The organism is Nitrosospira multiformis ATCC 25196 (genome assembly GCF_000196355.1).
Classification (GTDB): Bacteria; Pseudomonadota; Gammaproteobacteria; order Burkholderiales; family Nitrosomonadaceae; genus Nitrosospira; species Nitrosospira multiformis.
This window is the reverse complement of the sequence record NC_007614.1, coordinates 1,737,159-1,760,249: the sequence shown is the minus strand read 5'-3', so window position 1 is coordinate 1,760,249 and position 23,091 is coordinate 1,737,159. Positions and strand designations below refer to the sequence as shown.

The 23,091-nt window shown below is 52.7% G+C and carries 24 protein-coding genes; 8 read left to right on the top strand and 16 right to left on the bottom strand.

What is annotated here, in order from left to right; all coding sequences use genetic code 11:
- Positions 1–60: 60 nt before the first annotated feature.
- Together dapA and bamC are read left to right on the top strand one after the other, a co-directional pair.
- Positions 61–963, top strand: coding sequence for a 4-hydroxy-tetrahydrodipicolinate synthase (dapA, locus tag NMUL_RS08080; RefSeq protein ID WP_011380872.1), 903 nt, complete (start codon positions 61–63; stop codon positions 961–963).
- Positions 964–1,019: 56 nt separating this feature from the next.
- Positions 1,020–2,144 carry an outer membrane protein assembly factor BamC gene (gene bamC, locus NMUL_RS08075; protein WP_011380871.1) on the top strand — a complete coding sequence of 375 codons (1,125 nt, stop codon included), beginning with the start codon at positions 1,020–1,022 and terminating at the stop codon, positions 2,142–2,144.
- Positions 2,145–2,410: 266 nt separating this feature from the next.
- On the opposite strand, the gene NMUL_RS08070 is transcribed toward bamC, so the two are convergent.
- The 8 genes from NMUL_RS08070 to NMUL_RS08035 all read right to left on the bottom strand — a co-directional run bounded on the left by NMUL_RS08070 (position 2,411) and on the right by NMUL_RS08035 (position 8,724).
- A complete protein-coding gene (locus NMUL_RS08070; RefSeq protein WP_011380870.1) occupies positions 2,411–2,839 on the bottom strand; it encodes an OsmC family protein in 429 nt (142 codons plus the stop codon).
- Between the two features lie 162 nt (positions 2,840–3,001).
- Positions 3,002–4,876, bottom strand: coding sequence for a Na+/H+ antiporter NhaA (nhaA, locus tag NMUL_RS08065; RefSeq protein WP_011380869.1), 1,875 nt, complete (start codon positions 4,874–4,876; stop codon positions 3,002–3,004).
- Positions 4,877–4,998: 122 nt separating this feature from the next.
- The gene (locus tag NMUL_RS08060; protein WP_238529780.1) at positions 4,999–5,265 is read right to left on the bottom strand and encodes a hypothetical protein; all 267 of its coding nucleotides are present in this window, start codon (positions 5,263–5,265) and stop codon (positions 4,999–5,001) included.
- 148 nt (positions 5,266–5,413) lie between these two features.
- Entirely contained in the window at positions 5,414–6,610 is a 1,197-nt protein-coding gene (locus NMUL_RS08055) for an acetyltransferase domain-containing protein (protein ID WP_011380867.1), read from the bottom strand.
- Between the two features lie 98 nt (positions 6,611–6,708).
- Positions 6,709–6,930 (bottom strand): hypothetical protein, encoded by a 222-nt coding sequence (locus NMUL_RS08050; RefSeq protein WP_238529779.1) that lies wholly within the window; start codon positions 6,928–6,930, stop codon positions 6,709–6,711.
- 393 nt (positions 6,931–7,323) lie between these two features.
- On the bottom strand, positions 7,324–7,650 hold the full coding sequence (locus tag NMUL_RS08045; RefSeq protein WP_011380865.1) for a hypothetical protein: 327 nt from the start codon (positions 7,648–7,650) through the stop codon (positions 7,324–7,326).
- Between the two features lie 86 nt (positions 7,651–7,736).
- The gene (locus NMUL_RS08040; protein ID WP_074706855.1) at positions 7,737–7,958 is read right to left on the bottom strand and encodes a hypothetical protein; all 222 of its coding nucleotides are present in this window, start codon (positions 7,956–7,958) and stop codon (positions 7,737–7,739) included.
- 211 nt (positions 7,959–8,169) lie between these two features.
- The gene (locus tag NMUL_RS08035; RefSeq protein ID WP_041352475.1) at positions 8,170–8,724 is read right to left on the bottom strand and encodes a helix-turn-helix domain-containing protein; all 555 of its coding nucleotides are present in this window, start codon (positions 8,722–8,724) and stop codon (positions 8,170–8,172) included.
- A 281-nt stretch (positions 8,725–9,005) separates the two neighbouring features.
- Between NMUL_RS08035 and NMUL_RS15945 the strand changes: the two genes are divergently transcribed.
- The 3 genes from NMUL_RS15945 (at position 9,006) to NMUL_RS15335 (ending at position 10,457) form a co-directional block, all read left to right on the top strand.
- Positions 9,006–9,164, top strand: coding sequence for a hypothetical protein (locus tag NMUL_RS15945; protein WP_167535566.1), 159 nt, complete (start codon positions 9,006–9,008; stop codon positions 9,162–9,164).
- Between the two features lie 71 nt (positions 9,165–9,235).
- Positions 9,236–9,760, top strand: coding sequence for a hypothetical protein (locus NMUL_RS08030; RefSeq protein ID WP_011380862.1), 525 nt, complete (start codon positions 9,236–9,238; stop codon positions 9,758–9,760).
- A 412-nt stretch (positions 9,761–10,172) separates the two neighbouring features.
- Complete coding sequence (locus tag NMUL_RS15335) at positions 10,173–10,457, top strand: EexN family lipoprotein (protein ID WP_011380861.1); 285 nt, start codon at positions 10,173–10,175, stop codon at positions 10,455–10,457.
- A gap of 78 nt (positions 10,458–10,535) precedes the next feature.
- On the opposite strand, the gene NMUL_RS08025 is transcribed toward NMUL_RS15335, so the two are convergent.
- Both NMUL_RS08025 and NMUL_RS08020 read right to left on the bottom strand, forming a co-directional pair.
- Complete coding sequence (locus NMUL_RS08025; protein WP_011380860.1) at positions 10,536–13,433, bottom strand: cation-translocating P-type ATPase; 2,898 nt, start codon at positions 13,431–13,433, stop codon at positions 10,536–10,538.
- Positions 13,434–13,845: 412 nt separating this feature from the next.
- A complete protein-coding gene (locus tag NMUL_RS08020; protein ID WP_011380859.1) occupies positions 13,846–14,391 on the bottom strand; it encodes an SRPBCC family protein in 546 nt (181 codons plus the stop codon).
- 359 nt (positions 14,392–14,750) lie between these two features.
- Here NMUL_RS08020 and NMUL_RS15330 point away from each other — a divergent pair.
- Positions 14,751–15,508 (top strand): IS5 family transposase gene (locus NMUL_RS15330; RefSeq protein WP_148235532.1). Its coding sequence is split into 2 segments (ribosomal slippage): positions 14,751–15,084 and positions 15,084–15,508, totalling 759 coding nucleotides; the frame shifts between segments, so codons are not numbered across the junction.
- Between the two features lie 426 nt (positions 15,509–15,934).
- Here the strand turns inward: NMUL_RS15330 and NMUL_RS08000 are convergent.
- The 6 genes from NMUL_RS08000 to NMUL_RS07975 all read right to left on the bottom strand — a co-directional run bounded on the left by NMUL_RS08000 (position 15,935) and on the right by NMUL_RS07975 (position 21,743).
- A complete protein-coding gene (locus NMUL_RS08000) occupies positions 15,935–16,621 on the bottom strand; it encodes an endonuclease/exonuclease/phosphatase family protein (protein WP_011380858.1) in 687 nt (228 codons plus the stop codon).
- An 82-nt stretch (positions 16,622–16,703) separates the two neighbouring features.
- Positions 16,704–18,857: a VTT domain-containing protein gene (locus tag NMUL_RS07995; protein ID WP_011380857.1), complete on the bottom strand. Its 2,154-nt coding sequence runs from the start codon at positions 18,855–18,857 to the stop codon at positions 16,704–16,706.
- The gene (locus NMUL_RS07990) at positions 18,823–19,293 is read right to left on the bottom strand and encodes a hypothetical protein (RefSeq protein ID WP_011380856.1); all 471 of its coding nucleotides are present in this window, start codon (positions 19,291–19,293) and stop codon (positions 18,823–18,825) included. The genes NMUL_RS07995 and NMUL_RS07990 overlap by 35 nt, the downstream gene beginning before the upstream one ends.
- Positions 19,294–19,599: 306 nt before the next feature.
- Positions 19,600–19,956 carry a chaperone modulator CbpM gene (locus NMUL_RS07985; protein ID WP_011380855.1) on the bottom strand — a complete coding sequence of 119 codons (357 nt, stop codon included), beginning with the start codon at positions 19,954–19,956 and terminating at the stop codon, positions 19,600–19,602.
- Complete coding sequence (locus NMUL_RS07980) at positions 19,953–20,936, bottom strand: DnaJ C-terminal domain-containing protein (RefSeq protein ID WP_011380854.1); 984 nt, start codon at positions 20,934–20,936, stop codon at positions 19,953–19,955. The genes NMUL_RS07985 and NMUL_RS07980 overlap by 4 nt, the downstream gene beginning before the upstream one ends.
- Before the next feature lie 222 nt (positions 20,937–21,158).
- Positions 21,159–21,743 carry an HdeD family acid-resistance protein gene (locus NMUL_RS07975; protein WP_011380853.1) on the bottom strand — a complete coding sequence of 195 codons (585 nt, stop codon included), beginning with the start codon at positions 21,741–21,743 and terminating at the stop codon, positions 21,159–21,161.
- Between the two features lie 355 nt (positions 21,744–22,098).
- Here NMUL_RS07975 and NMUL_RS07970 point away from each other — a divergent pair, with 355 nt between their 5' ends.
- Both NMUL_RS07970 and NMUL_RS07965 read left to right on the top strand, forming a co-directional pair.
- Entirely contained in the window at positions 22,099–22,446 is a 348-nt protein-coding gene (locus NMUL_RS07970; protein WP_011380852.1) for a hypothetical protein, read from the top strand.
- A gap of 104 nt (positions 22,447–22,550) precedes the next feature.
- Positions 22,551–23,036 carry a hypothetical protein gene (locus NMUL_RS07965; RefSeq protein ID WP_011380851.1) on the top strand — a complete coding sequence of 162 codons (486 nt, stop codon included), beginning with the start codon at positions 22,551–22,553 and terminating at the stop codon, positions 23,034–23,036.
- Positions 23,037–23,091: the final 55 nt, after the last annotated feature.

Here is a 23,091-nt window from a genome sequence, read left to right as displayed (position 1 = left end):
GCGAATATACTTTGCGGGTGCCGGATTCAGGTAAAATAGGAGTTTTTTTCGAGTCGCGTCATGGATAACGTCGCAATAAAAGGCAGTCTGGTCGCCATTGTCACCCCGATGCATGAAAATGGCGAACTGGATCTGGAGCGCTTCCAATCCTTGATCGACTTTCATGTGACGGAAGGGACCGATGGTATCGTGGTGGTAGGAACCACCGGCGAATCACCGACCGTGGATTTCGAAGAGCACCATCTGTTGATCAAAACCGCAGTGGAGCAGGCGGCAGGGCGGGTACCGGTAATTGCGGGAACCGGAGCCAATTCCACGCGCGAGGCAATTGACCTTTCCATCTATGCGAAGAATGCGGGAGCGGATGCAAGCCTGTCGGTTGTACCGTATTACAACAAGCCCACGCAGGAGGGTTTATACCAGCATTTCAGAGCGGTGGCGGAGGCTGTGGATATACCGCAGATACTATACAACGTGCCCGGCAGGACGGTGGCAGATATTGCCAACGATACGGTCCTTCGTCTTGCGCAAATTCCCAACATTGTCGGAATCAAGGATGCAACGGGTGATATCGGTCGCGGATTCGATCTGTTGTGCCGTGCTCCCGAAGATTTTGCAATCTATAGCGGCGATGATGCCAGTGCCCTGGCTTTGTTGCTGCTCGGCGGGCATGGCGTTATTTCCGTCACCGCCAACGTGGCGCCGAAGCTCATGCATGAGATGTGCATTGCGGCATTTGCCGGTGACCTGGCTGCTGCCCGCGCTGCAAACAGAAAGCTTTTGAGATTGCATCTGGATTTATTCATAGAGGCCAATCCTATTCCTGTGAAATGGGCGGTTGCGCAAATGGGATTGATAGGCGAGGGGTTGCGGTTGCCACTCACACCGTTGTCGAATCGATATCATCAGACTCTCAGGGAAGCGATGAGCGAGGCGGGAATCGATTTGGCGATATCTGTTTAAATGACTGCCCGAATTCGAGAGCCGGGAGCAGGATTTTCAGGAATCAAGTATTACACATGAGATCGCAGATAATGGCTGCGCTGTGCCTGGCAGCGGCCGTTGCAGGATGTAGTGTTTTCTCGGAGATTTTGCCGGAAGCTAAAAAGATCAATTATAAATCGGCGGGCAAACTTCCACCTCTGGAAATTCCACCTGATCTGACCGCGCCGGGTTCGGATGAGCGTTATCATGTTCCGGATATCAGTCCCACCGGGGTTGCGACTTTTTCCGCTTACAACAAGGAGCGCAGCAAGACGGCAGGTATCACCGCCGGGGGAACTCCCATCCTGCCCTCGATGGATGAGGCCGGGGTACGGATGGAACGTTCCGGGACCCAGCGCTGGCTGGTTGTAAATGGCGAACCGGAGGAAATATGGCCGATCGTCAGGGATTTCTGGCAGGAACTGGGCTTTCTCATCAAGATCGAAATGCCGGAAGCGGGCGTGATGGAAACGGACTGGGCGGAAAACCGCGCCAAAATTCCCGAAGATATTCTTCGGAATACGCTCGGCAAGCTTCTGGACAGCTTGTATTCAACGGGCGAGCGTGACAAGTTTCGCACGCGGCTGGAGCGCGGTGAAAATGGCACTACGGAGATCTATATCAGCCATCGCGGCATGGATGAAGTGATCGAGGGCGCCAACGTACGCACTGTATGGCAGCCTCGTCCCTCTGATCCTGATCTGGAAGCGGAGATGCTTTCCCGTTTGATGATGCGCTTTGGCGTGACGGAGGAGCGCGCCAGAAGCGCAGTGGCGAGCACAGGCGTTCAGGAGCGTGCACGCCTCAATGGTGAAAAAGGCGGGATACTGACCGTAACCGAAGCATTTGACCGATCGTGGCGGCGCGTCGGACTGGCGTTGGATCGTATCGGATTTACCGTTGAAGACCGAAACCGCTCTCAGGGTGTTTACTTTGTGCGCTATGTAAATCCGGAGGCAGAAAACGGTGCAGGGACCGGTTTGCTTTCGAAGCTTGCATTCTGGCGGGACGAGGATAGCGATAAGCCGGGTCAATACCGCATCCAGCTAAGCGAAGCGGGGACCAATACCGACGTCACCGTGTTGAACAAGGATGGGGTGGCGGAGGATTCCAGTGACGCAAAGCGTATATTGAAATTGCTGTATGAGCAGTTGAAGTAATCAACCCCGGTTGCTATTGCCGTATGGCTGTACGTCCGATTCGTGCCGGTGTGTCCAGCCATATGAGAATTGCAGCGAACCACATGCATTGAAGTATCGTGCTTCGCTCCAAGATCCAGCAGTACTTACTATTGGTACTGCCGCCATTATCTTGGGGCGAAGGTGATAGGCTTTCTTCAAGCTATCAGACAGGTTTCGGGTAAATTCGAATTATCCGTTATGTAATACGTTGGCGAATGGCGCTCCGCTCTCGTATCGGACAATAACTACGTTTCCAGTCTTGCTTCCATTGTTATTTTTGCCTTGAATAGTTTGGAGACGGGACAACCTTCCTTTGCCTTGTTGGCAATCTCTTCGAATTTTGCCTGGTCTGCCCCCGGTATTCTGGCGGCAACGTCAAGGTGGATAGTGGTGATCTCGAAGCCTTCTCCAACTTTATCGAGCGTGACGGCTGTATGCGTCTCGATCTTCTCCGGCGTCAAGCCAGCTTCTCCAAGCATCAGGGAGAGTGCCATCGAAAAACAGCCTGCGTGCCCGGCACCGATGAGTTCTTCCGGATTGGTGCCCTTGCCATTTTCAAATCTCGATTTGAAACCGTAGGGTGCTTCGCTCAGTACACCTGTTTCGGTGGAAATCGTTCCACCCCCGTCCTTGATTCCACCTTTCCAAACTGCCCACGCCTTCTTTATAGTCATATTCCCTCCTCATGTGGAAAAGTTATCGTTTACTTCTGCCCGTATAGCTTGATTAGCAACAAGTGTTTCGGAAAATAATTCCATCATCTGCTTCATTTTTACCTTCGCTTCGCTGCCACCGCGTTTCCCTGCTATTTCCGCCGGGAGCGTTTTTATTCACGCTCATGGATTTTTTTCTTCTTCTGCCTGTGCATTCCAAAGTATCGCGACGCCGATAATTGCCGATAGGATTGATCCACCGAAAATTGCGATTTTGGCGGCCGCATAATCGCTTACCTCGGGGAAGGCCTGACTGGCTATGAAAAGTGACATGGTAAAACCGATTCCGGCGAGCGCCCCCGCTCCACCGAGCTGTCGCCAGGAGTAGGCATCTGGCTTGGTGGCAAAGCCCAGTCGAACAGCGGTTACGGTGGCAGTGATAAACCCGAGGGGCTTGCCGATGACCAAGGCCGTAGCGGTGCCGAGCATTAACGGTATGTGCTCGCCGAATACGCTTGTCTCTACAACCACTCCTGCATTCGCAAGCGCAAACACCGGCAATACCAGAAAGCTCGATCTTGGCGCCAGATGCCGGAGCATGCGAGCAGCGGGAGATTCCAAGCGGTCATGAATGGCATCCAGTGCCTCCAGTGCGGGTTCGGAAGGGCCGTAATGCATGACCTCCCTCCCGCGCCGGGTTTCGGCGGTCAGAATGGCATCCGCTTGCAGCATGAGTGCGCGAAGATTAGGCGGCGGGCGCGTAGGAATGAACAAGGCGAGAATGATGCCTGCAAGCGTGGCATGTATCCCGCTGGCATACACGAAAACCCACAGGACGATTCCGAGAATCACATATGGAGATGCCCGATACACGCCGCCCTTATTGAGCAGCGCCAGTAAGCCCGCAATCGCGACCGCGCTGCCCAGATAAGCGATATGCAGTTCACCCGAATAAAAAATTGCAACGACAATGATTGCTCCAATATCATCGACAATGGCAGCCGCGGTAAGAAAGACACGTAGCTCGACAGGAACGCGTTTACCCATCATGGCGATCAGCGCAATTGCGAACGCCGTATCCGTTGCCATCGGGACACCCCACCCATATGACCATGCACCATCGGTTCCGTCCGATCCCGGAGCCATTGGCGGTCCTGGCGGCACCAGAATCAGGTAAAGCAAGGCGGGGACAGCCATGCCTCCAATCGCTGCGGCGATTGGCAACATGGCGGATTGCCGCTCAGCAAGATGCCCCACGGTAAACTCGCGCTTGATTTCGAGGCCGACAACCAGGAAAAAGATCACCAGCAATCCGTCATTTATCCAATGACGCAATGAAAGTTCAAAAGCGCTATGCTGGAACGTAATCCCCAGACGCTGCTCCCACATTTCGTTGAAATCCGGGCCAAGCGCAGAGTTGCTCAGAACAACTGCGAGCGCGGTCGCAAGCAACAGCATGATTCCGGTCGAAGGCGCCCATTTGGCAAAATCCAGTGCGGCAGCATGCACAACGTGGCCAAGCGAGCCAAGCATTGCCTCAGAGAGTGAACGCACATCCCAAGGGCCATCGTAACGACGGCCGTTGATGAAGAATGTCGGGGTGACGATGACACCGCTCGCGTTTGCGCTGGCTATATCCGCTTCTACGCGATCTCTTGCTCTTTCTGCTGTTTCTTCCTGTCCGGCTTCTTTATTCCCCTCCAGCTTCAAATCAGAAATAATGGTGCACAGATCGTCTGCGCTCAGCTTGTCAGAGCGGCTCATCAGTGCGACATGCAGATCCCAGAATCGACCGGAATTGTTGTGTGATTCCACCAACTCAGCCGCACGCCGCGCAATTTTGCTTCCTGCCAACGGGCGATGGCGAAATACATAACGCATTCGATTGCCGAACCGGCTTCGCAACTCGGCAACGCGCTCATGTGCCGAGCGTGAGGGCGCATCCGCATAACTACCGTATTCGACCAGGGTAATTTCGGCATCAGCCGGTCCCAACGTATGGTCATACGCATCATCGACCGGTTTATCGAGGTGATTGGGTGGCAGTTCAGGATTCATCAGAGATCGAGCGTATCAAATATATTCGCTCACTCCTGGCAATGGCGCGCCGGAAGTTTCCTGCTTTTTGCTACTATCCCGCTGGATGAATTGGGATTGAGAAGCGAAATGCTGCGCTTCGCTTAATAGATGAGAAATCGCTTGTATGTTTCCGTCACTACGGGGGTTGCAAGCTCTTGGTCCTCAAGGCGTTTGATTGCTCTCGACAATGCGTCGCGAAGCTCGCGAGCTTGTTCAGCTTGCATCACGTAGGGTCTGCCGGGATCTGCCTCGGCAAGCTTTTGCTGCTCGTGGGATAAAAATGGAAACCGGACCGACAGCAATCCATCAATAGGTTCTGTTTTTATTTCCCATCCCGTGATTGGGAATTGAAAAAGATCGTCACCCATTACAGCAACTCCTGTCATTCTCTGAAACCCGAAGCCTAGCAAAAGGAACGATTCTTTTTCGTTGGATAGCGCACATACAGGAACATTTGGCATGCAACATCACCGGTTTCCCGTTTCGCCGGATTTACCCATCAGACTTATGACATCCTTAGATATAGGGCGTCCACCAACTGCCCCGGTGGCGAGATTTTAATGCCGCGAACCGGCGGCAGATGGGATAGAGTGTGGTAGTGACTCCCACCCATACCAGGTAAACAACTGGAAGGCTGAATCCCCACCAGGATGGGAATTCCCAGGAAGAGGTCAGGAAGGAGCGAATATTCGCTCCCATTGCAAACGCAATGAGCAGGGTGAAGCCATGAATAAAATACAGATGAATGAGATAGAAAAACAGGGGCACGCGGCCAAAGGTAATCAGAAAACGTCCTGCGACACCGTGCGGCCCGTGCGCCTCATGCCACCATTCAAATGCAGATATCAGCAGGAACATGAGTCCGAGTGTCATCAGCAGATAGAGCAGTGACGGTGGATATTTCGTCGTATTCAGGAAGGAAAGTAGTGTGAACACGGGGGTTTCCTGCAAAACCCATGGATCCGGATCGCCATAAATATTCAGGCCGCGGAGAATGAGGAAGCCTGCGACAAGAATCGTGCCGCATTTAAATACTACCTTTATTCTTGTCCTCGATGGCAGCAGCATGAGAGGACCAAATGCATAACCCGAGGCCATTACTCCGATCCAGGGGATGAGAGGGTACACCACCGGAAAGTGGGGGATGTGGAGCACGCTCACCAGCCACCCTTTCCAGGTGAGCGAGCCGCCCGCTGCCTGAAAATCCTCAAGCCGTATGCTGTCGAGCAGATTGTGAGTCAGGATCATGCCGATGCCAACGCCGGCGACCGCCCATAGCGGCAGATAGACGAGCGCCGCGAGAACAATCATGGACCACCCCAGCGCCCAGATCACCTGCAGGTCCATCAAGTTGTAATCCAGATTGAAGAACCAGGCAAAACGCACCACCGTCAGTTCAAGAAATACCAGCCACAACCCCCGCAGGAATAATCGTTTCGCCAACTGGGAGTGGGCCATCCCCCGCGATGCAGACAGATAAGCACTGGTGCCTGCCAGAAACACAAAGGTGGGGGCGCACAGGTGAGTGATCCAGCGTGTCAGGAAAACGCCGGGAGTAGTGCGGGCAAGATCAGTGGAGCTGAAATCGGCATTGGTGAAGAATCCGCGCACATGGTCAAGGGCCATGAGAACCATGACCAGCCCACGCATGAGATCGACAGAAGTAATATAGGGTGGAGGAGTTGAGGAAGGTGCAGGAGAGGGTTTGGCCATGGTTGAACTTTCCCCATCGTGTTCCATCAGCTCGTCTGACAAGACTGTATTAAAGTTTTTGGATATTGCGAGCAGATAGTGGCAGTACCGGAAAACGTCTAATCATTTGCCTCCCTCCACTTCGCCGCCGCGAGACAAACTGCTTCCCGCAATGTGGAGGCGCTGCTTCTGATTTCATCGCAATAGAGAGTGAAGCCGCCGCAGGATTGCGATGTCGGATGATTATAGACGGCCTGGTCGCAGTATTCGCTTAACCAGTCGAGTATCTCGCTATCCGAGAGATCAAGGGGGGCGGGACAATGTTCGGTCCACGCTGCCATCCAGTTCATCCATCGCCCCACCCCGTTTCCCATCACGCCCTCCCTTGCTCTACCCTGGTTTACCCTTTCAGATCGGGTTCAATTTCCGCGCCAGGCACGGCCTGGATATTTCTTTGTGCCTTTCCCTTCCCTGACCGCTTGTCTTTCGACGCCCTGAGGGCCTTACTCGATCGAGGCTATGCCTGAGGCAGGCTGCACGTCTGTTTCACGGATGTTGCAACACCAGGACCGATCAACTGTGGCGCTGCAACATGGAAAGCATAATACAAGTATTACTTGTAATTGTCAAGATAAACTTGTAAACAAGTATTGGAGGGAAGGAAGGGGCTGGGTTTTGAAAGGATCGGGGTCGGGCAATCGCTGGAAGTCGTGGGAAATACGGATAAATGCAGGTTAACGGCCCGGAACCCTGACGAAAGGAACTTCAGCCTGGCGCTCATGCGTTCTGCCTGGGCCGAACTCCATCACCTGATCATCACGAAGGATGACCGAATAATCAACAGCATCCCGATAGGGTCCACCGAACAAGGACCAGGAGTGCCGACGATCGATATAAAGCAACGCCTCATAATCGCCACTGCGCTGATAGCCATCCGGATTACCCGCGATGCTTATCACTTGCTCTTTTGTCATGCCTTCCCGGATACCTGACATTTTTCCCGTGATAACACACGAAGAGAGCACCCACATGCTGAGCAAGACAACCATAAGATATTTCATATGAATTCCTGATCGATAAAAAGGCGAAAAGGGAAAAAGATATAATCCAATCAATAGGTTATTTGTACAGAACTTCGGCCTTCGAATCAGCTCTCCAGTTCCCGGATAAGCAATGCGACTTCCGCTACTTCACCCAGCACTTCCTTTACTGCCTGCTCAAGTGTATACCTCCTTTTTTCCAGTTCCCGCGACTCCTCGGGGAATTGCATGATGTATCTGTCACGTTTTGCACGTGCCTTTTCTGATACATGAAAGGCGAGCAGCATCTCCGTACTGTCATACGGCAGTCTATTTGCTAATGGTCTCATGAGGGCAGGAGTGTTACTGGCGTATCTCTGGTCCAGATTATTATAAGGCGCCAACTCTTCTATTATCCGATGATAATCAGAGTGGGTGACGCAAATATATTCTGTATTTCCTTATGTATCTTTTCTTTTTATAAACATGCTACTCCAACAGCGTCAGCTTCGGCGTCTGTCATTTTTGCGGCGATCCGTTCCATGCCTGGAAAGGTGCCGCCTATCTGATTGCCGTCTTTCCCCTGACCTTCGTTCTACTCTCGGACATCCGACGCGGAGGAAAAGCTGGAGGGGGATGAGGAGGCAGATCCGGTACCGGTAGAGGTTTCAGATCTACCGAAGGAACCGCCTCAGCCACTTCGGTAACTGTTTCACCTACCAGCGCCTTGCTTATTGTTACCAGTCGCGCTGCATCTTCTTTAGACATGCGCCGCATTGCTTCGACAACCTGATTGATAAGTGCATCGTTCTCCGAAACCGGTTTCTCAGTGACGCGGGGAGAGGTACCTCGAGTTCCACGTCCCGGATTCTCCGGTTGACGCGATACTGCAGCATCAGGCGCAGCCGGAACTTCCAGTGACATTCCGAAATGCATCATCGCCGGGGGCAGCTTGAGCACTTCTGCGATCTTGTTCAGTCTTTTCCCGCGCGGTTGTGTAGCGCCAGATTCCCACTGCTGAACCGCCTGTGGAGACACGCCCACAAGCTCGGCCAGCTCCGACTGGTTCAATTTAAGCTTTTCGCGTCCCTCGCGAATTATCCGCGCTATGTCCATGCCATCATAATACAAGCAATTCTTGCATCCCGCTTACAAGTTTCACTTGACATATACAAGTAAAACTTGTAATAATATCCTTCATTGGAAATCTTCAAGCAAGAAAGGTTCACTTTCACCAAGGAATCATGAAGCAGAGCCATTTACCGTCAAGCAAATGGCTTTGCACTCTGAATGACTATAGACGTATCGGGTAACTATTAACACCCACCTGTGGCACAGGCATTCATACAAGGACAACCACACCATAGTGCAAATTTTAAGGAACCGGAGCGTAACGAATGAGAACAGGTATCAGAAGACCAGACACCAAGAAGAACGATATGCGCTTGCCTCTTGAGCATTGGGAGTATGGAGATCCGGAAGCGGTTGCAGAGCGCAGGCAAACCCGATCATGCCACGGCTGCCGGCATGAATCGAATCCGAATGGGGTGGAATAACCTGGAGTTCTGTGAAAAAGGGCAAAAACACGGCGTTCGTTGTACATTTTTTCAAAAAGGGAATATGACAAATGAAATTTAATGATCCGCAGCATGCATTGAGCTGGGCGTATGAAACCACCAGTCGTCCAATCGTGAGAATCTCATCGGTTAACGCGATGCGCGGCCCTGACAGGGCAGGGGAGAGTGGCGCACATGGTGAATTGACTGCGCACGATCTTCACGCACAAGCGGCGCTGATTCTAAGCTTATGTAATCGCATATTATCTGAACTGCATATGGCTTACATAAATGTTCAGTTCGGCCGGGAAGCGAGTGGCTTCGATCTGCTCAGTCGGCACCTTGCTGCAAATTTTGGGACAGGAATTCATCATCGCAGGGGTATCGAGCAGATAATTCGCGCCTACTGTGGCCAAAAGATTGGATTGCGTGAAATCAGGAAAACGATGGCCTGTGGAATGCTCAAGGCGGCCTCATTGCGTAATCGCGGTTATGACGCGCTCGATCTGATTCATGATCAGGCGATGGATATGTTGCAGAGGGAGATGGAAAGCCGCGGCCTACTGCGGAGCCCGGCGGCCAGTGAAATGGCTTAATTGGACCAGACCAGAAGAAGATCGAGCTGGTGTGCGGTAGACATCTTGCCCCGGCTCGATCCTGGTTTTCGCTTTCGCCGGTGGCGTTGATTACTTCTTTTAAAAACTTTCCTATGCACTCGCTCGCTCCATGGGCAATCTTCCTTCAAGACATGCCCCACTACCCCATGAATCGTGAAAATCCACCCTATCCCGGTTAAACCTCCACTTATGCCACATCAACAGTGCGTATTGTGGAAGATTCGAACCGTCGGAACGAAGTTTTGTAACGATTCTGCCTTCCTTCGGCTTGGTACGCCACCGCACAGAATTAGCCCGCCGATTTATGCAATTCTCAAGCGGTATGAACACGGACATAACCGTGATTATCGCTCTGGTGTATCACGGATAATCTACTCCGAAGAATTTAAATATGAGAAAGACTATTATTTCAGTAGGAATGAGCGGATGCGTGATAGCAATACTTGCCGGATGCGATATCCGCCCCGAGCAGGAAGACGTCAGATCCGTTGATTGGTATGAATCGCATGCAACGGAACGAGCTGCAAAGCTAAAAGATTGCATGACGAGTCCGCGCATGCTGGATGCGACGCCCGATTGTGTCAATGCGAGCCGTGCTGAAAATAATATTAAAGCAGCGACTAAGTGGGCTACGCCAGATGAAGGTGTGCGGACCGAGCCATCTATCAGAAATTAAGAACGAACAGCAGAATGCTGTCTTTCCGCGACGTAAAATAAAACATGAAGTAACCGCAGTTGGTGCGGCCGCTGTACTCTAGGGCTGCTGAGCTACTGGGGAACGAGAGGCTTGGCTCGCTGCACGGTATATCAATTTGCTCAATTCACGCAACCACAGCACGGAACTTGCTACCCCTGCGCAAAGCAGCCAGTCGCGCAGACTCAGGCTGACGGTAGAGAATGCGTGCTGTAGAAATGGCACGTAAATTACAGCGACCTGCAGCAGAAGCGAAAGCGGGATCGCGCTCCATAGCCATTTATTGGAGAATAAACCGACGAATGCACTCTGTTTATCAGAACGCGCATTCAGGACATTAAAGAGGGAAAACAATACCAGGGTATTGAAAGCCATTGTCTGCGCATAGGGTATGCTGCCCGCGCCTTCTATAAGGCCTTGCGGAAGGCAGGCATCGATCACCAGCAGCGTTCCTATTGCCGTGATTACACCTACAAAGGCGATGCCGAACCACATTTCAGGTGTTATTACACGTTCTCCCTTTGCCCGGGGAGGTCTGCGCATCACATGAGCACCTGGTGGATCGACGCCCAGCGCGAGGGCAGGCGCTCCATCGGTTACGAAATTAATCCACAGAAGTTGCGTTGCCAGCAGGGGCAGCACAATAAGCCCATCCTCCGTCTGCAATCCGATGATATTTGCAAGCAGTACGCCGAAAAACATCACCAGTACTTCTCCTATATTGGACGAGAGCAGATAGCGTAAAAATTTTCGAATATTGGAAAAAATGGTGCGGCCTTCTTCCACCGCCGCCACGATCGACGCAAAATTGTCGTCCGTGAGAACCATGTCAGCCGCTTCCCTGGAGACATCCGTCCCTGTGATTCCCATGGCCACTCCAATATCCGAAGTTTTCAGGGCAGGCGCATCGTTTACGCCGTCCCCCGTCATTGCAGTGACTTCACCCCCTCTCTGGAGCGCTTTGACAATACGAAGCTTATGCTCCGGGTTTACGCGCGCATACACGGAAACTTCCTTTACAGTGCGATCAAGCTCCTCATCCGAGAGTTGCTCGAGTTTTGCACCTGTAACAACCCGCCTGTCTTCAGCTATTCCCAACTGAGCGGCAATAACGGTTGCAGTTACAGGATGATCGCCCGTGATCATTATCGGTCTGATACCGGCGGCCTTTGCCCGACTAACGGCATTTTTGGCTTCCTCGCGTGGAGGATCGAGCATGCCGATCAACCCTACGAATACAAGGTTGTACTCGATGCTTTCGTCCGCTCTATCGGCTTCGAACGCATCAGCAGGGAGGGATCGGAACGCGACACCGAGAGAACGTAATGCCTCAGCTGCCAATTCCTCATTCAGCTTCAGGATCTCACTGCGTCGCTCCGGAGTTAGCGCTCTGGTTTCTTCCCCTACCAGTTCAAGGGAGCAGCGGGTGAGCAATGCATCAGGCGCGCCCTTGGTAAAGACGAGCAGGCATTCGCGTTTTTTTTTATTGGCATGTAGTGTCGTCATCAATTTACGCTCCGAGGTGAAGGGAAGTTCGCCCACACGCTCGAATCGTGCATCCAGTGCATCAGCCTCCAGTCCTGCCTTGCGCGCCGCGACGATAAGCGCTCCTTCGGTCGGATCACCCTCTACCCTCCATCCATCCGCATTATGCTGCAATACAGCGTTACTGGCTCTGTCGGCAATGGCCAGAGCCCATTCAAGCTCATGTCGCAACGCGCCTTCAATCCTCCCACTCGCTTTATCTTCTTCCATGACACCTGGATCAGCTTGAGGGAAATTATCCGGATAGTCATTATTCCCAGGGCTGCAGCTGCGCACCTCGCCTTTGGGTGAATAGCCGGTACCTGTCATTTCGATGCGTCCACTTGCCGTAATGACTACCCGCACTGTCATCTCATTTTTTGTCAGGGTGCCTGTTTTGTCGGAAGCGATAATGGTTGCGGAACCCAGCGTTTCGACTGCAGGGAGATGACGTACTATTGCATTTCTGCATGCCATGCGTTGGACGCCCAGGGCAAGTACGGCTGTTACCACGGCAGGCAAGCCTTCGGGTATGGCGGCAACAGCGAGGGCTACTCCCAGTATGAGGACATCCATAAGTACAGCCAGACTGCTTACCTTCCCTATGAGAATAATCGTGGTAATCATTATGATGGCGATTGCCATCACGATTATTCCCAGGAGCTTGCCGATATGCGCAAGTTCTTTCTGCAACAACGTTGTCTCTGGCGGCACCATTGCCAACATTCCTGCGATACGCCCCATCTGGGTTTGCGCACCGATTGCCACCACCAGCGCATACGCACGGCCGAAAGTAACGGTAGTCCCACTAAAGATCATATTATGGCGGTCCCCAAGCTCCGACGGTTCCGTGATGAGCCCGGTATCCTTGGACACAGGCAAACTCTCGCCGGTAAGTGCCGCTTCAGACGTTTGTAGTGCGGTGGTTTGAATGAGCCGTGCGTCCGCAGGGATGGTATCGCCTTCTTCAACGAGAATGATATCGCCGGGCACCAGTTCTGCCGCAATAACCGAACGCTGTACACCGTCGCGGACGACCTTGGCACGCGCTGCCGACATCCGACGTAAGGCAGCGACTGCTTCTTCCGCTCTGGATTCCTGAATGTAACCCATGAGCGCATTGAGCAGCACCACCGCAAAGATAGCGATTGCCTCGTAAGGTAAAGCGGATTCACGTTCATAAAGCCACAGACCTGCCGAAATTGCCGTTGCAATCAGCAGAAGGATAACCAGTACATTCTGGAACTGAGCGAGAAATTTTTGCCAGCGGGGAATAACTTTTCCGGCTGGCAGCTCATTTCTGCCGTATCTCTCCAGTCGTGCCAAGGCTTCCGTCTCGCTCAAGCCCAGCCGGGTATCCGCTTCGTAGGCGGAGACCAGTTCTTGAATGGATTGCTGATATGAGTCTTTTTTATTTTGTTCGGATGTATGCAATGTTCATCTTCCTGCTTCTTGTTTTCCTTATTTCTTCTATAACATGAGGGGCCCTGAACAGATACTTACTGGCGCAACTGGATACGGGAATGCTGCCGAAAAGGAGGTGATGATCGGACATATGCCTTGGGACAACCGATTTTAACTGCAATTCGCTCGCTCAGGACTGCCAGGACTGTTCAGGAATTTCCTGTACTGAAGATAGGCTGGAAAAACAACAGCAGGGGTAGTGGAAGCAGGGATTACGTAGAAGCCGGCAAAAGATCGGTGGATCGAGTGTCCCAAAGAGGAGTCTCTCTATATCGAGAAGCTTTTTGAATTTTCTTTGAAGAAAGCGGGCTGCCAAAAGGCGACCGAGTGCTTTGATCGTACCAAGGGGAGAAGTTAGTATGATCTTTGAGTCTGAGAAGTGCTAATGCTGTCCGACCGAACCGCGCCACGCCCCGGTTTCCTTTCCCCGGCTTTCGAGAAATTCCTTGAAGCACCGGAGATCTTCGCTTGTACGTGCCTTTACTGCCCCCAAAGCGTCCCCCAGTCCTTCAAGGAAGGTCCGCGGTCCATAATCCATCTTCAGCACCACTCGGGTTTTTGAGTCGGAGATTCCGTAGAAGCTCACAACACCAGAATTTTTGGCACCATTCGTGCTGTGCCATGCGATCCGCTGATCAGGAACCTGTTCCGTAATCTCGGCATCCCATTCTTCTTCCTTGCCGGCAATCTCTGCCCGCCAATGCAGGTGGGTATCATCGATCTGTTGTACTTCGCGCACACCTTTCATGAACCTGGGAAATTCTTCAAATTGGGTCCATTGGTTATATGCAGTACTAACCGGTACATTGACTTCGATAAAGTTCTCCACACTCGATGTGTATCCGGAGTCCCTCGATTTCCTGAATGTTTTCGATAACATCATCCCTCCTGCAGCAACTGCGGCGAGTGCCACTATTCTTCGTAGCATTTTTACCTCCTGCAGACTTGATTTCATTCGCACGGTGCCGGATTTTCCAGACAGGAAACCTCTCGGTTTTATGAAAAATTATTTGCTGATACCCGCGATAATAGGTTTTTCGGGCGGAAATTCTGTGCGGTTGGACACGTATCGCAATTTCGCGGACATCACGGGGAACACTTGTTTCACGCTCGCGAAGGGGGCGGATTTAAGGGACGAGGCGCACGCAGCTGAGTAAATCCTGTAAGCGTGAGTAACGATGGACCGGTAAGATTACGTCCCATCCTTCGGAACTAGGTTCAGGACCTATTAATTTCATGATTCACGAATAGGATCAAATGTGATTCACTTATGGCGGAGGTGCTGCCATGAGAGATTTGTTTTACCTGTCGGAAACACAGTTCAACCGTATAAAACCTTATTTTCCCTTGTCCCACGGAGTTCCCCGTGTTGATGATCTGCGGGTGATCAGCGGGATCATCTACGTCATTCGGAATGGCCTGCAATGGAAGGATGCCCCCAGGGAATACGGGCCGCACAAGACACTGTATAACCGTTTCGTGCGCTGGAGCCGACTGGGCGTGTTCAACCGCATCTTTGTGGAACTGACCGGTAAAGAGGAAACGCCCGAGAGGCTGATGATCGACGCCACGCATCTGAAGGCCCACCGCACGGCAGCCAGCCTGCTAAAAAAGGGGATGTTCCCCGCCGTATCGGTCGCACAAAGGGCGGCCTGAACTCGAAGCTTCATGTGGTCTGCGACGGTCAGGGCAAGCCTGTGGCCATGCTCCTGTCCGAAGGGCAGATGAGCGATTACAAGGGAGCACGTGTGCTGCTGCCGTCATTGCCCAAAGCCAAAACCCTGATTGCAGACCGCGGCTATGACGCTGCCTGGTTCCGGGCAGCGTTGCGTGCCAAAGGCATGACGCCCTGCATACCGACAAAAAGGAATCGCAAAATCCAGATCAAATACGACAAGACCCTCTACAGGCAAAGGCACAGGATCGAGAACATGTTCGCTCGGCTCAAGGACTGGCGCAGGATCGCCATGCGTTACGACCGCTGTGCCCATACCTTCTTCTCTGCCATCTGTATCGCCGCAACTGTCATCTTCTATCTCAATTAATGAGTCCTGAGCCTAGGGTTAACAGCTGTAAATCAAGAAACTGCAGAGGCTGCCTGCATCCCTCGACACCCCGCTGGATTCTTGGCTGCATCGGGTGCCCTGCATTTTTTCCGTCAGTTCCCGCTATGATTGCATGCTATGCGGCCTGCATGGGCTCGATGTTCGCTTATTGCGTGATTGTCTGGGTCTTATCGATATAGCCGGGAATGGTAATGGTAGCGGTGGGGGCGGGGGAGGGCCTCCGGCCGGAGGTACCTGTTTCCCGAATAAATGCTGCGAGCAGGGTGAAAGCGGCAAGTGTACGTTGTGCATTCCCCCGGACGCTGCTTGTCTATAAAGGGTCAAAGCAACCGAGTAGAAAGATAATTCCTGGACGGGGATGAACTGGCATAAATCCCGATTGCGCAGATATCAGGGATCAACCGCTCAGATTTCTATTATGGCTTTCAGGGGCAGGTGATCCGATGCAATCCTTGCGAGGCTGCTGCTATGAGCTTCGAGGCTTTTCAGGCGACGGCGCGGATGCACCCATAGACGGTCCAGCGCCATGAAAGGTTTCCGCGCGGGAAATGTGGCGCAGTGAGGAGGACGCTTGAAGTGAGCGTGCAACCAGCGAAGAGGGCGTCCCCACAGAAACCACTCATTGAGATCGCCCATTAATACATATATCTCCGTAAGACGGATTTCAAACAGCTTAAGCAAGTGGCGTACCTGTTGCCGTCGTTCCGAAGGTCGCAGACCGAGATGGGTGGCAACCACGTGCACCCGCCGGTCATTCCAGGCAAGAGTGACATCGAGCGCTCCGCGCGGCTCCCGGCCAGGCAGGGTAAGATCTATCCGATTTACTGCCAGGACCGGAAGCTTCGTCAACAGGGCGTTTCCATAGTGGTGTGTGCGGCGTACCAGGGTGGGTCCGGCAATGGCGGTGAACCCGGTCTTTACGGCGAAATAATCCAGCAGGTCATACCCTTCAACCTGGTGATGCTCTACTTCCTGCAGAGCAATTATATCCGCATTCATCTCCTGCAGAACGTCTATGATACGGTCAGGTTTAAAGCGTCCGTCGGCGCCGATACAGCCGTGTATATTGTAGGTAGCCAGTGTCATTTGCATAGAATTTCATGAATCCCGGTTTTCTGTAAGACAGACATTTAAACTGAAAACCGCCGGGCCGAAAGCAGAAAGTCGGCGAGCTTCAGTCAGATTGAGTAACTGGTGAAAGGTTCATCGTCTCGCGCCGTCGGCTCGCCCATCTCCAGCATGTCCATGCGATGACGATTATGATCGCAGCAACTGCAACCAATGCTGCAAACGCCGGCAGGTCAGGTTTCTGGATGGTGGCAGCCAGCTGATCCGTAAAGACGGATATGCTGGTTATCCCGGGCAGCAAGCCTACTGAGCTTCCCAGCATGAAATCCCGGAAACGAATCCGCGACGCCCCTGCAACGAGATTGACGACCGTGAAGGGAGCGAGCGGTATGATCCTGAGAGCGATGATTGTCATCAGACCGCGTCGGGCCAGGCGTTTGTTCAGGTCCCGGATTTTTTTTCCGGCAAAGCGCCAAACTGTATGGCGTCCTACCAAGTGGCCGATACCGTAGCTGGAGGCAGCACTCAATAGCGCGCCCCCCATCGAATAGAGAAAACCGTACCAGGGACCAAATACCAGAGCGCATACCATGATAAGCACAGTGAGTGGAAATGCAATCAAACCGCCGAGAAGGAATATGGCGAGCGTAATGAATGGAGCAGCTGGAGCGCGCTCGAATTCGGCGGCAAGCGTTACCAGGGTGCTGACATCTATCCATTCCTTGAGAGGCGACCAGCGCCAGGCGGCAGCGAGCGCCAATACACTGATCAGTATCGATACAATGAGACCGATGTGACTTCGTACAGGTGCGCGTTCTCCCTCGGGAATAAGCTTCCCCATCAGCAAGCCCGCATCAAGCGGCTTGCCAGGGTCCACGATATCTTCGTCCGGCACCAGGGCATCCACATCGGCGGCGACTCGAAACTGCCACGGCCGTACGGTACGACCATGACCTCGCAACGCTTCGATCGTACGGATCAAAGATCCTTCCCGCGCCATGCGTTCTTCGATGATACTGGCATGCATGCCTAAATGTTCGGCAAGCAGGCGTGCCCTAAAACCAGCTATTGCCCGGCTTACATTCTCTCTGCCATTCGCTTCAAGCATAAGATCGCATTCGGTATCCAGTCCCATGGAGCGATTATTGAGATTGGCTGATCCGATACGCAACCGCTCATTATCAATGATGATAATTTTGGAGTGGACGTTCACGCATTCGTTGACAAGGCCGGGGATGCACGGCTCATAAAGGGCCAGGCGGTGATACCGATCTGCGGTGACCAACCGCTTGAGCGAGCGCTCGCGCAGCACATCCATGGTGTATTGCGATAACCAACCGACTGTTTGTTCCGCCAGCAGCACGACGATCTCCGGACCGCTTTCTTCTTCCAGCCGCCGAACCAATGCATCCGTTATGATGTGGGAAGTAAAATATTGCGCTTCTATGTAGATGCTGTGGCGTGCGGAAGCGATCAAGTCCAGCACCAGCCGTTCCACCTCGCGCACTTCTTTCTGGTTTTCATATTCGGGAACAGTGCGGGCGATCGCAACCTCGATGTTCTCAACGTCGGGTGCAAGATAATCCGGCCAGTAGTCTGTTTCTCTCCTGACCCTGGGAGCAGAAAGTTTCTGTCCCGTTGCAAGGAACCACCGTTCACGCGCCAATTCTCCCAGTGCGCTGGCGATCGGGCCGGAAACCATCATCTGGATATCGTGGTAAGGCTGCGGTATGGGTTCTGTCAGCAAATCCCTGCGCCGCTCGTCACACGCCGCGTGCTCGGTCGTGTCCCAGCGACCCAGCGTCAGGTCCAGCCCTCCCACAAATGCCACCTGGTCGTCAACTACCACGACTTTCTGGTGATGGGAGGCTCCGGTGGGATGATGATCATCAAGATGAAAATGCAAGCGTCGGTGGCCATTCCATCGTTGTTTATAGAGAGGAAGCCATTCTCGGTCAGCTGCAAACAGCATGACGAAATCCCAGTCGAGGACATGAACATGGAGATTTCTGTTACGTTTGACGAGGCTGTTGAGGAAATCCCCGAGGGTGGTCGGCCAGCCATCGGGTTCTTCATTCCGTACCAGTTTCAGCCTGCTGTCGATATCCCAGGCCATGATCAATACGGAACGGCGGGCGCGTTTTACCGTTTCCCGGAAAGCACGAAAAAAATCTGCTCCATCAACGATAAAGGCAGCCTTGTGCGCGTGCTCGATGCGCCAGCAATTATTCCCCGGCTTCAGGATGGATGATCCGTTCATTGCTTTTAAGGTTTGCACCGGGAAGTATGATAAAGACTTTTGCAGGGCTTAAAACTTGCACTCTCGCACGAGCAGCGGTTAGAGGTTCTGTGAGTCGACTGAATTCTTCCAGACCGCTGACGGCTGCAATACGGCCAAGCAATTCCGGTCCACCTGCTGCGTCAATCTCTTCAAGTTGAGCCGGGGGTTCTCCGGGATGGAGCGTTTCAAACAGGGCGTGGTTATAGTTGGAGGGGAGGGTTATTTCTATTCGCTGCGCCCCTTCCAGTAGCGGGGGTATTGATTCAATCGTTTCCCTCCCGCGCCAGGGTAATTTGATCAGCGGTTCTTTTTCCATTTTAAAGTTATCCCTATGCCTGAGAAGCTGCTTTGCCCTTAAAAATAACTCGACATCCGGCCTCGCGGTCTGCTGGAGCATCTTGTTAAGCTCGTTCATTGGGCACGCCTGAACCGCAGATGAGGAGGGCGATGAGGCGGTTCTGGAAGGCCGAGCTTATTACTAGGGGCGATAATGCCTGAGCTACCGCTTCGTGTTCCGTTCGTTTTCGTACATAAAGGGCAAGGCCTCGATAATGGAGGGATGAAGCGCTCTCGCTGTGTGCAGGGGGAGCGAAGCGCTGGGGACGAACCGGGATGAGGAGAGCGGGCTAGGGGTGAGGGCGTAAAAACAGGGCTTCGGGAGATCGGAGTGGAAGCTCCCATCGCGTGATTCGAGGGGTAGAATGATGCAAGCAGGTAACAGCTACCAGTTATTCAGTACATTCAATCGCATTTGCAAGGTCTCAATTTCATCCAGTAACTGCAGGGCAAGCGCAACTCCCGCAAGGTTGATACCAAGATCGCTTTGCAGTCGAAGGGCCGTTCTGGCACGCCGCATTTGCGCGCCTGAGAAGCGCCAGCGATGGGGTTCATGTTCTTCTGTCGCAATTTCCGGGGTAATTAACCCTTCATCCACCAGTTCGATGATATATCCCGTTTGTACTGAACACGCGTGGCTGATCTCTGTCAGTGTCAACGCGTTCTGTTCATCAATAATGGTTACTGTCTGCCCTGGCTGTAACGAAGATGCTTCCTTTTGATATTCGTTTTCGTCACTCATGCCTGCACTCCCAGTTTGGCCCGCGGGTTGAACGATTTGAATTGCTCCGCCATGCTGCGATAAAAGGCCTTATCACTTTCATCGGTGGCAGGCGGTGGCACAATGCGCAATACAACATAGAAGTCACCCGGTATTTTGCCGGGAATACCGCGTCCTTTGAGTCGCAGCTTCCGTCCGGTAGTGGAATCAGCAGGTATTTTCAGGTCAACCATTCCTTCCGGAGTGGGAACAGTTATCGTTGCGCCTAACGCCGCCTCCCAGGGGGCTACCGGGAGGTCAAGATAGACGTCGTGCTCGTCTACTCGATAGATGGGATGAGAGCGAAACTCGATTTCCAGATACAGATCGCCCGCCTTTCCCTGACCATGGCCCGGCGCACCCTTGCCAGCAAGACGAATGTATTGCCTGGGCCGGATACCACGGGGGATAACCACGTTCAACTTATGTTCGCGCGTCGATACATGTCCTTCTGCATCGACCTCTGGTACTTGCAGCGAGATGGTGCGGGTAGCGCCGTGATATGAATCTTCCAGATCGATCATTATTTTGGCATACCGATCCTCGCCAGGTGCATGAAAGAAAGCTCCACCGGGACCCCCATGAGTCTCTCCTCCGCGTCTCGCTTGCTCGGCACGAAAACTGCGCCCAAACAGGGATTCGAAAAATTCGCTGAACTGGGCGGCATCTGCTCCTGTAAATCCCTGTTGTGAAAACTCGAAGCCGGCATTCCAATCCGGGGGAGGACGAAATTCCTGATCGGCTTTCCAGTTTGTGCCAAGGCGGTCATATGCTACGCGCTTCTCCGGATCTTTGAGGACTTCATAGGCCTCACCCAACTCCTTGAAGCGGGCTTCCGCTTGCGGATCCTTGCTGACGTCGGGATGATATTTGCGCGCCAGTTTCCGGTAGGCGCGCTTGATGTCATCCTGTGAGGCGTCGCGGGGAACCCCCATGATTTTGTAGTAATCCTTGAATTCCATTGCAATTACAGCGGAAAAAGCTGTTATGGGATTGAGATCTCAAGCATAGCCAATCCCGCGGGAGAATGTAACTACTCCTTGCCGGTTTGTTTAATAGCTACCTGAAGCAGGATCGCCAGCAAGGTGGATGTGCCGATTCAGAAGGCACCCTACCAGCCGTAACGCAGCCGGCTGACGCCGGCAGGATCCACTCGGATATCGGATTACCGCATCATATTCTTGTTATAAAGACTTATGGGTTAACCCATGCCCATGAGGCCATTCTTCATAATCGGTGCCCCATTTTTTTGCTCGCCAAGCAAGCGCCAGGAGTAATAATCCCGAAACGATAGCGTATAGGGCGATCATCCAAACCAGCGCAAGTGCCCCGGCGCCGGGGAAGAAGAACACGAACACACCGAACGCAATGGAGATGATGCCGTTGAGAATCAGGAATCCTTCCCCCCGGATGACTTTGCGTAACCGGATGGCCATTGCAATATCCACAATTCCGCTTGCCAGTGCAGTTGCCCCAATTATCAGCACAAGCACCACAGCGGTCAGGTTGGGAAGCATGAATGCCGTTACACCCGCTCCAATCCCTACCACCCCCCACAACAGCATCAGCCACCAGTCATGATGGGTTTTCCGGTTTTGGAATGCTGCCATAGTGGAGGCTACCCCCTGGATGAGGGCATAAGCAGCGAACATGACGAGCAGCCACAGGAGCGTCATCCCTGGCCAGAATGCGGCAAGTATACCGAACACCAGCGATATGAAGCCGCGTAGCGCAAGAGAGCGCCAGGATTTCGAAAGTAGTTCATTCATGATATCACCTCTCTTTTTCGAGTGATGTTATGAAGAGTGGAATCCGCAGCGGTTGGCGTTACTGACTTCGTTACCGGATTTCATCCCGACTTGGAAGGTCTCATGGAGGGCGCCTGCAGTTTCCGTATTGCCATCATTCTCGGCGCATTCAATCGCTTTTGCCGTGCGTTAACCGACATAAGACGAATGAGTACAAGAATAAAGTTGGGAGTATGTGCGTTGGGACACAGCCCTATTACGGCAGATGCGATAAGGTAAGGATGATTTTAAAGGAAGCTCCTGGTTTGAAGCGTCGTTTTAATTTCCACCTTTCCTTTCAGTAAGTATCTTTCAGTATATTGACGCTACGGGTGATATGATGACTACAGAAAAGAAGCCGCCTTCCAAGCGAATGGAACGCGAGGAAACCGGGGTGCTGACGGAACGGGTGAATCTGCCCAAGTCGAAACCGCGTGCCAAGGATAAGGAAGAGCCTCAGACGTTGCTCCCGCATGAGCGCGACGAGACAACCAGGCCGGCGGGTACGAGCCACCAGGGGAATGCACATTCACGCGAGGTAATCGAACAGGCGCATGAAGATACGAAGCAGGGTCTGAAAGATACAGACCGGCGTGGAATACCATCGGATATTGTTGATTCTGATATCCCGGCTGCAGATGATATTCCCGGGGTCTCCCACGACAAAAACGTAAAGAAACATTGATACGCTAGCATTTTGTGCTCATGCAACAGCGGATGAGCCGAAAAGATAAAAGCTATTCATTTCAGTATTCGCATCAGATAGGCTGAGGCAAGTGAGGCAGACCAATGAAAACTGTTGAACGCGTTCTTACAGGTGCAATCGCATTTGCATTCGTCTTGGCGGGGATTGGCTCCCGCCCTGGTTTTGCTCAATCAGGATCAGATCCCTCCTCTACCATTGCCCCGCTTCCAGCGGTGCAATCACAAGGCCAGACTGAGTTTTTAACGGGAGGTATCGGGGCGGATGAGGTGGAGGCAATATTGAAGGAAGCACGCACCTGGCCCCTGGTGCTTCAACTTGCCCAGAATGCTCCGACTCATGCCGCCTATATCAGTGACGTTCGCGTCACTATCAAGGATGAATCCGGCAAGATACTTCTGGACACGATCACCGAAGGCCCTTTTCTGCTCGCCAAGCTCGCGCCGGGAAAATATTCGATCGATGCTTCGTATGAATCGAAGACGCTTCATCGTGATGTGAGCATAGGGAAGGGAGGTAGCAACAAAATAATGTTGCTATGGCCTGCTTCGGGGAACGAGAAAGACAGATAATGGTAGGTTCAGATGCCGTGAAAGACTTATTACGAGGGATCCTGGAAAATACACT

Excerpts from the sequence above, each read along its gene's own strand:
- dapA (WP_011380872.1), top strand. The coding sequence starts at position 61 with ATGGATAACGTCGCAATAAAAGGCAGTCTGGTCGCCATTGTCACCCCG.
- bamC (WP_011380871.1), top strand. The coding sequence starts at position 1,020 with ATGAGATCGCAGATAATGGCTGCGCTGTGCCTGGCAGCGGCCGTTGCA.
- NMUL_RS08070 (WP_011380870.1), bottom strand. The coding sequence starts at position 2,839 with ATGACTATAAAGAAGGCGTGGGCAGTTTGGAAAGGTGGAATCAAGGAC.
- nhaA (WP_011380869.1), bottom strand. The coding sequence starts at position 4,876 with ATGAATCCTGAACTGCCACCCAATCACCTCGATAAACCGGTCGATGAT.
- NMUL_RS08060 (WP_238529780.1), bottom strand. The coding sequence starts at position 5,265 with ATGGGTGACGATCTTTTTCAATTCCCAATCACGGGATGGGAAATAAAA.
- NMUL_RS08055 (WP_011380867.1), bottom strand. The coding sequence starts at position 6,610 with ATGGCCAAACCCTCTCCTGCACCTTCCTCAACTCCTCCACCCTATATT.
- NMUL_RS08050 (WP_238529779.1), bottom strand. The coding sequence starts at position 6,930 with ATGGCAGCGTGGACCGAACATTGTCCCGCCCCCCTTGATCTCTCGGAT.
- NMUL_RS08045 (WP_011380865.1), bottom strand. The coding sequence starts at position 7,650 with ATGAAATATCTTATGGTTGTCTTGCTCAGCATGTGGGTGCTCTCTTCG.
- NMUL_RS08040 (WP_074706855.1), bottom strand. The coding sequence starts at position 7,958 with ATGAGACCATTAGCAAATAGACTGCCGTATGACAGTACGGAGATGCTG.
- NMUL_RS08035 (WP_041352475.1), bottom strand. The coding sequence starts at position 8,724 with ATGGACATAGCGCGGATAATTCGCGAGGGACGCGAAAAGCTTAAATTG.
- NMUL_RS15945 (WP_167535566.1), top strand. The coding sequence starts at position 9,006 with ATGAGAACAGGTATCAGAAGACCAGACACCAAGAAGAACGATATGCGC.
- NMUL_RS08030 (WP_011380862.1), top strand. The coding sequence starts at position 9,236 with ATGAAATTTAATGATCCGCAGCATGCATTGAGCTGGGCGTATGAAACC.
- NMUL_RS15335 (WP_011380861.1), top strand. The coding sequence starts at position 10,173 with ATGAGAAAGACTATTATTTCAGTAGGAATGAGCGGATGCGTGATAGCA.
- NMUL_RS08020 (WP_011380859.1), bottom strand. The coding sequence starts at position 14,391 with ATGCTACGAAGAATAGTGGCACTCGCCGCAGTTGCTGCAGGAGGGATG.
- NMUL_RS08000 (WP_011380858.1), bottom strand. The coding sequence starts at position 16,621 with ATGCAAATGACACTGGCTACCTACAATATACACGGCTGTATCGGCGCC.
- NMUL_RS07995 (WP_011380857.1), bottom strand. The coding sequence starts at position 18,857 with ATGAACGGATCATCCATCCTGAAGCCGGGGAATAATTGCTGGCGCATC.
- NMUL_RS07990 (WP_011380856.1), bottom strand. The coding sequence starts at position 19,293 with ATGAACGAGCTTAACAAGATGCTCCAGCAGACCGCGAGGCCGGATGTC.
- NMUL_RS07985 (WP_011380855.1), bottom strand. The coding sequence starts at position 19,956 with ATGAGTGACGAAAACGAATATCAAAAGGAAGCATCTTCGTTACAGCCA.
- NMUL_RS07980 (WP_011380854.1), bottom strand. The coding sequence starts at position 20,936 with ATGGAATTCAAGGATTACTACAAAATCATGGGGGTTCCCCGCGACGCC.
- NMUL_RS07975 (WP_011380853.1), bottom strand. The coding sequence starts at position 21,743 with ATGAATGAACTACTTTCGAAATCCTGGCGCTCTCTTGCGCTACGCGGC.
- NMUL_RS07970 (WP_011380852.1), top strand. The coding sequence starts at position 22,099 with ATGATGACTACAGAAAAGAAGCCGCCTTCCAAGCGAATGGAACGCGAG.
- NMUL_RS07965 (WP_011380851.1), top strand. The coding sequence starts at position 22,551 with ATGAAAACTGTTGAACGCGTTCTTACAGGTGCAATCGCATTTGCATTC.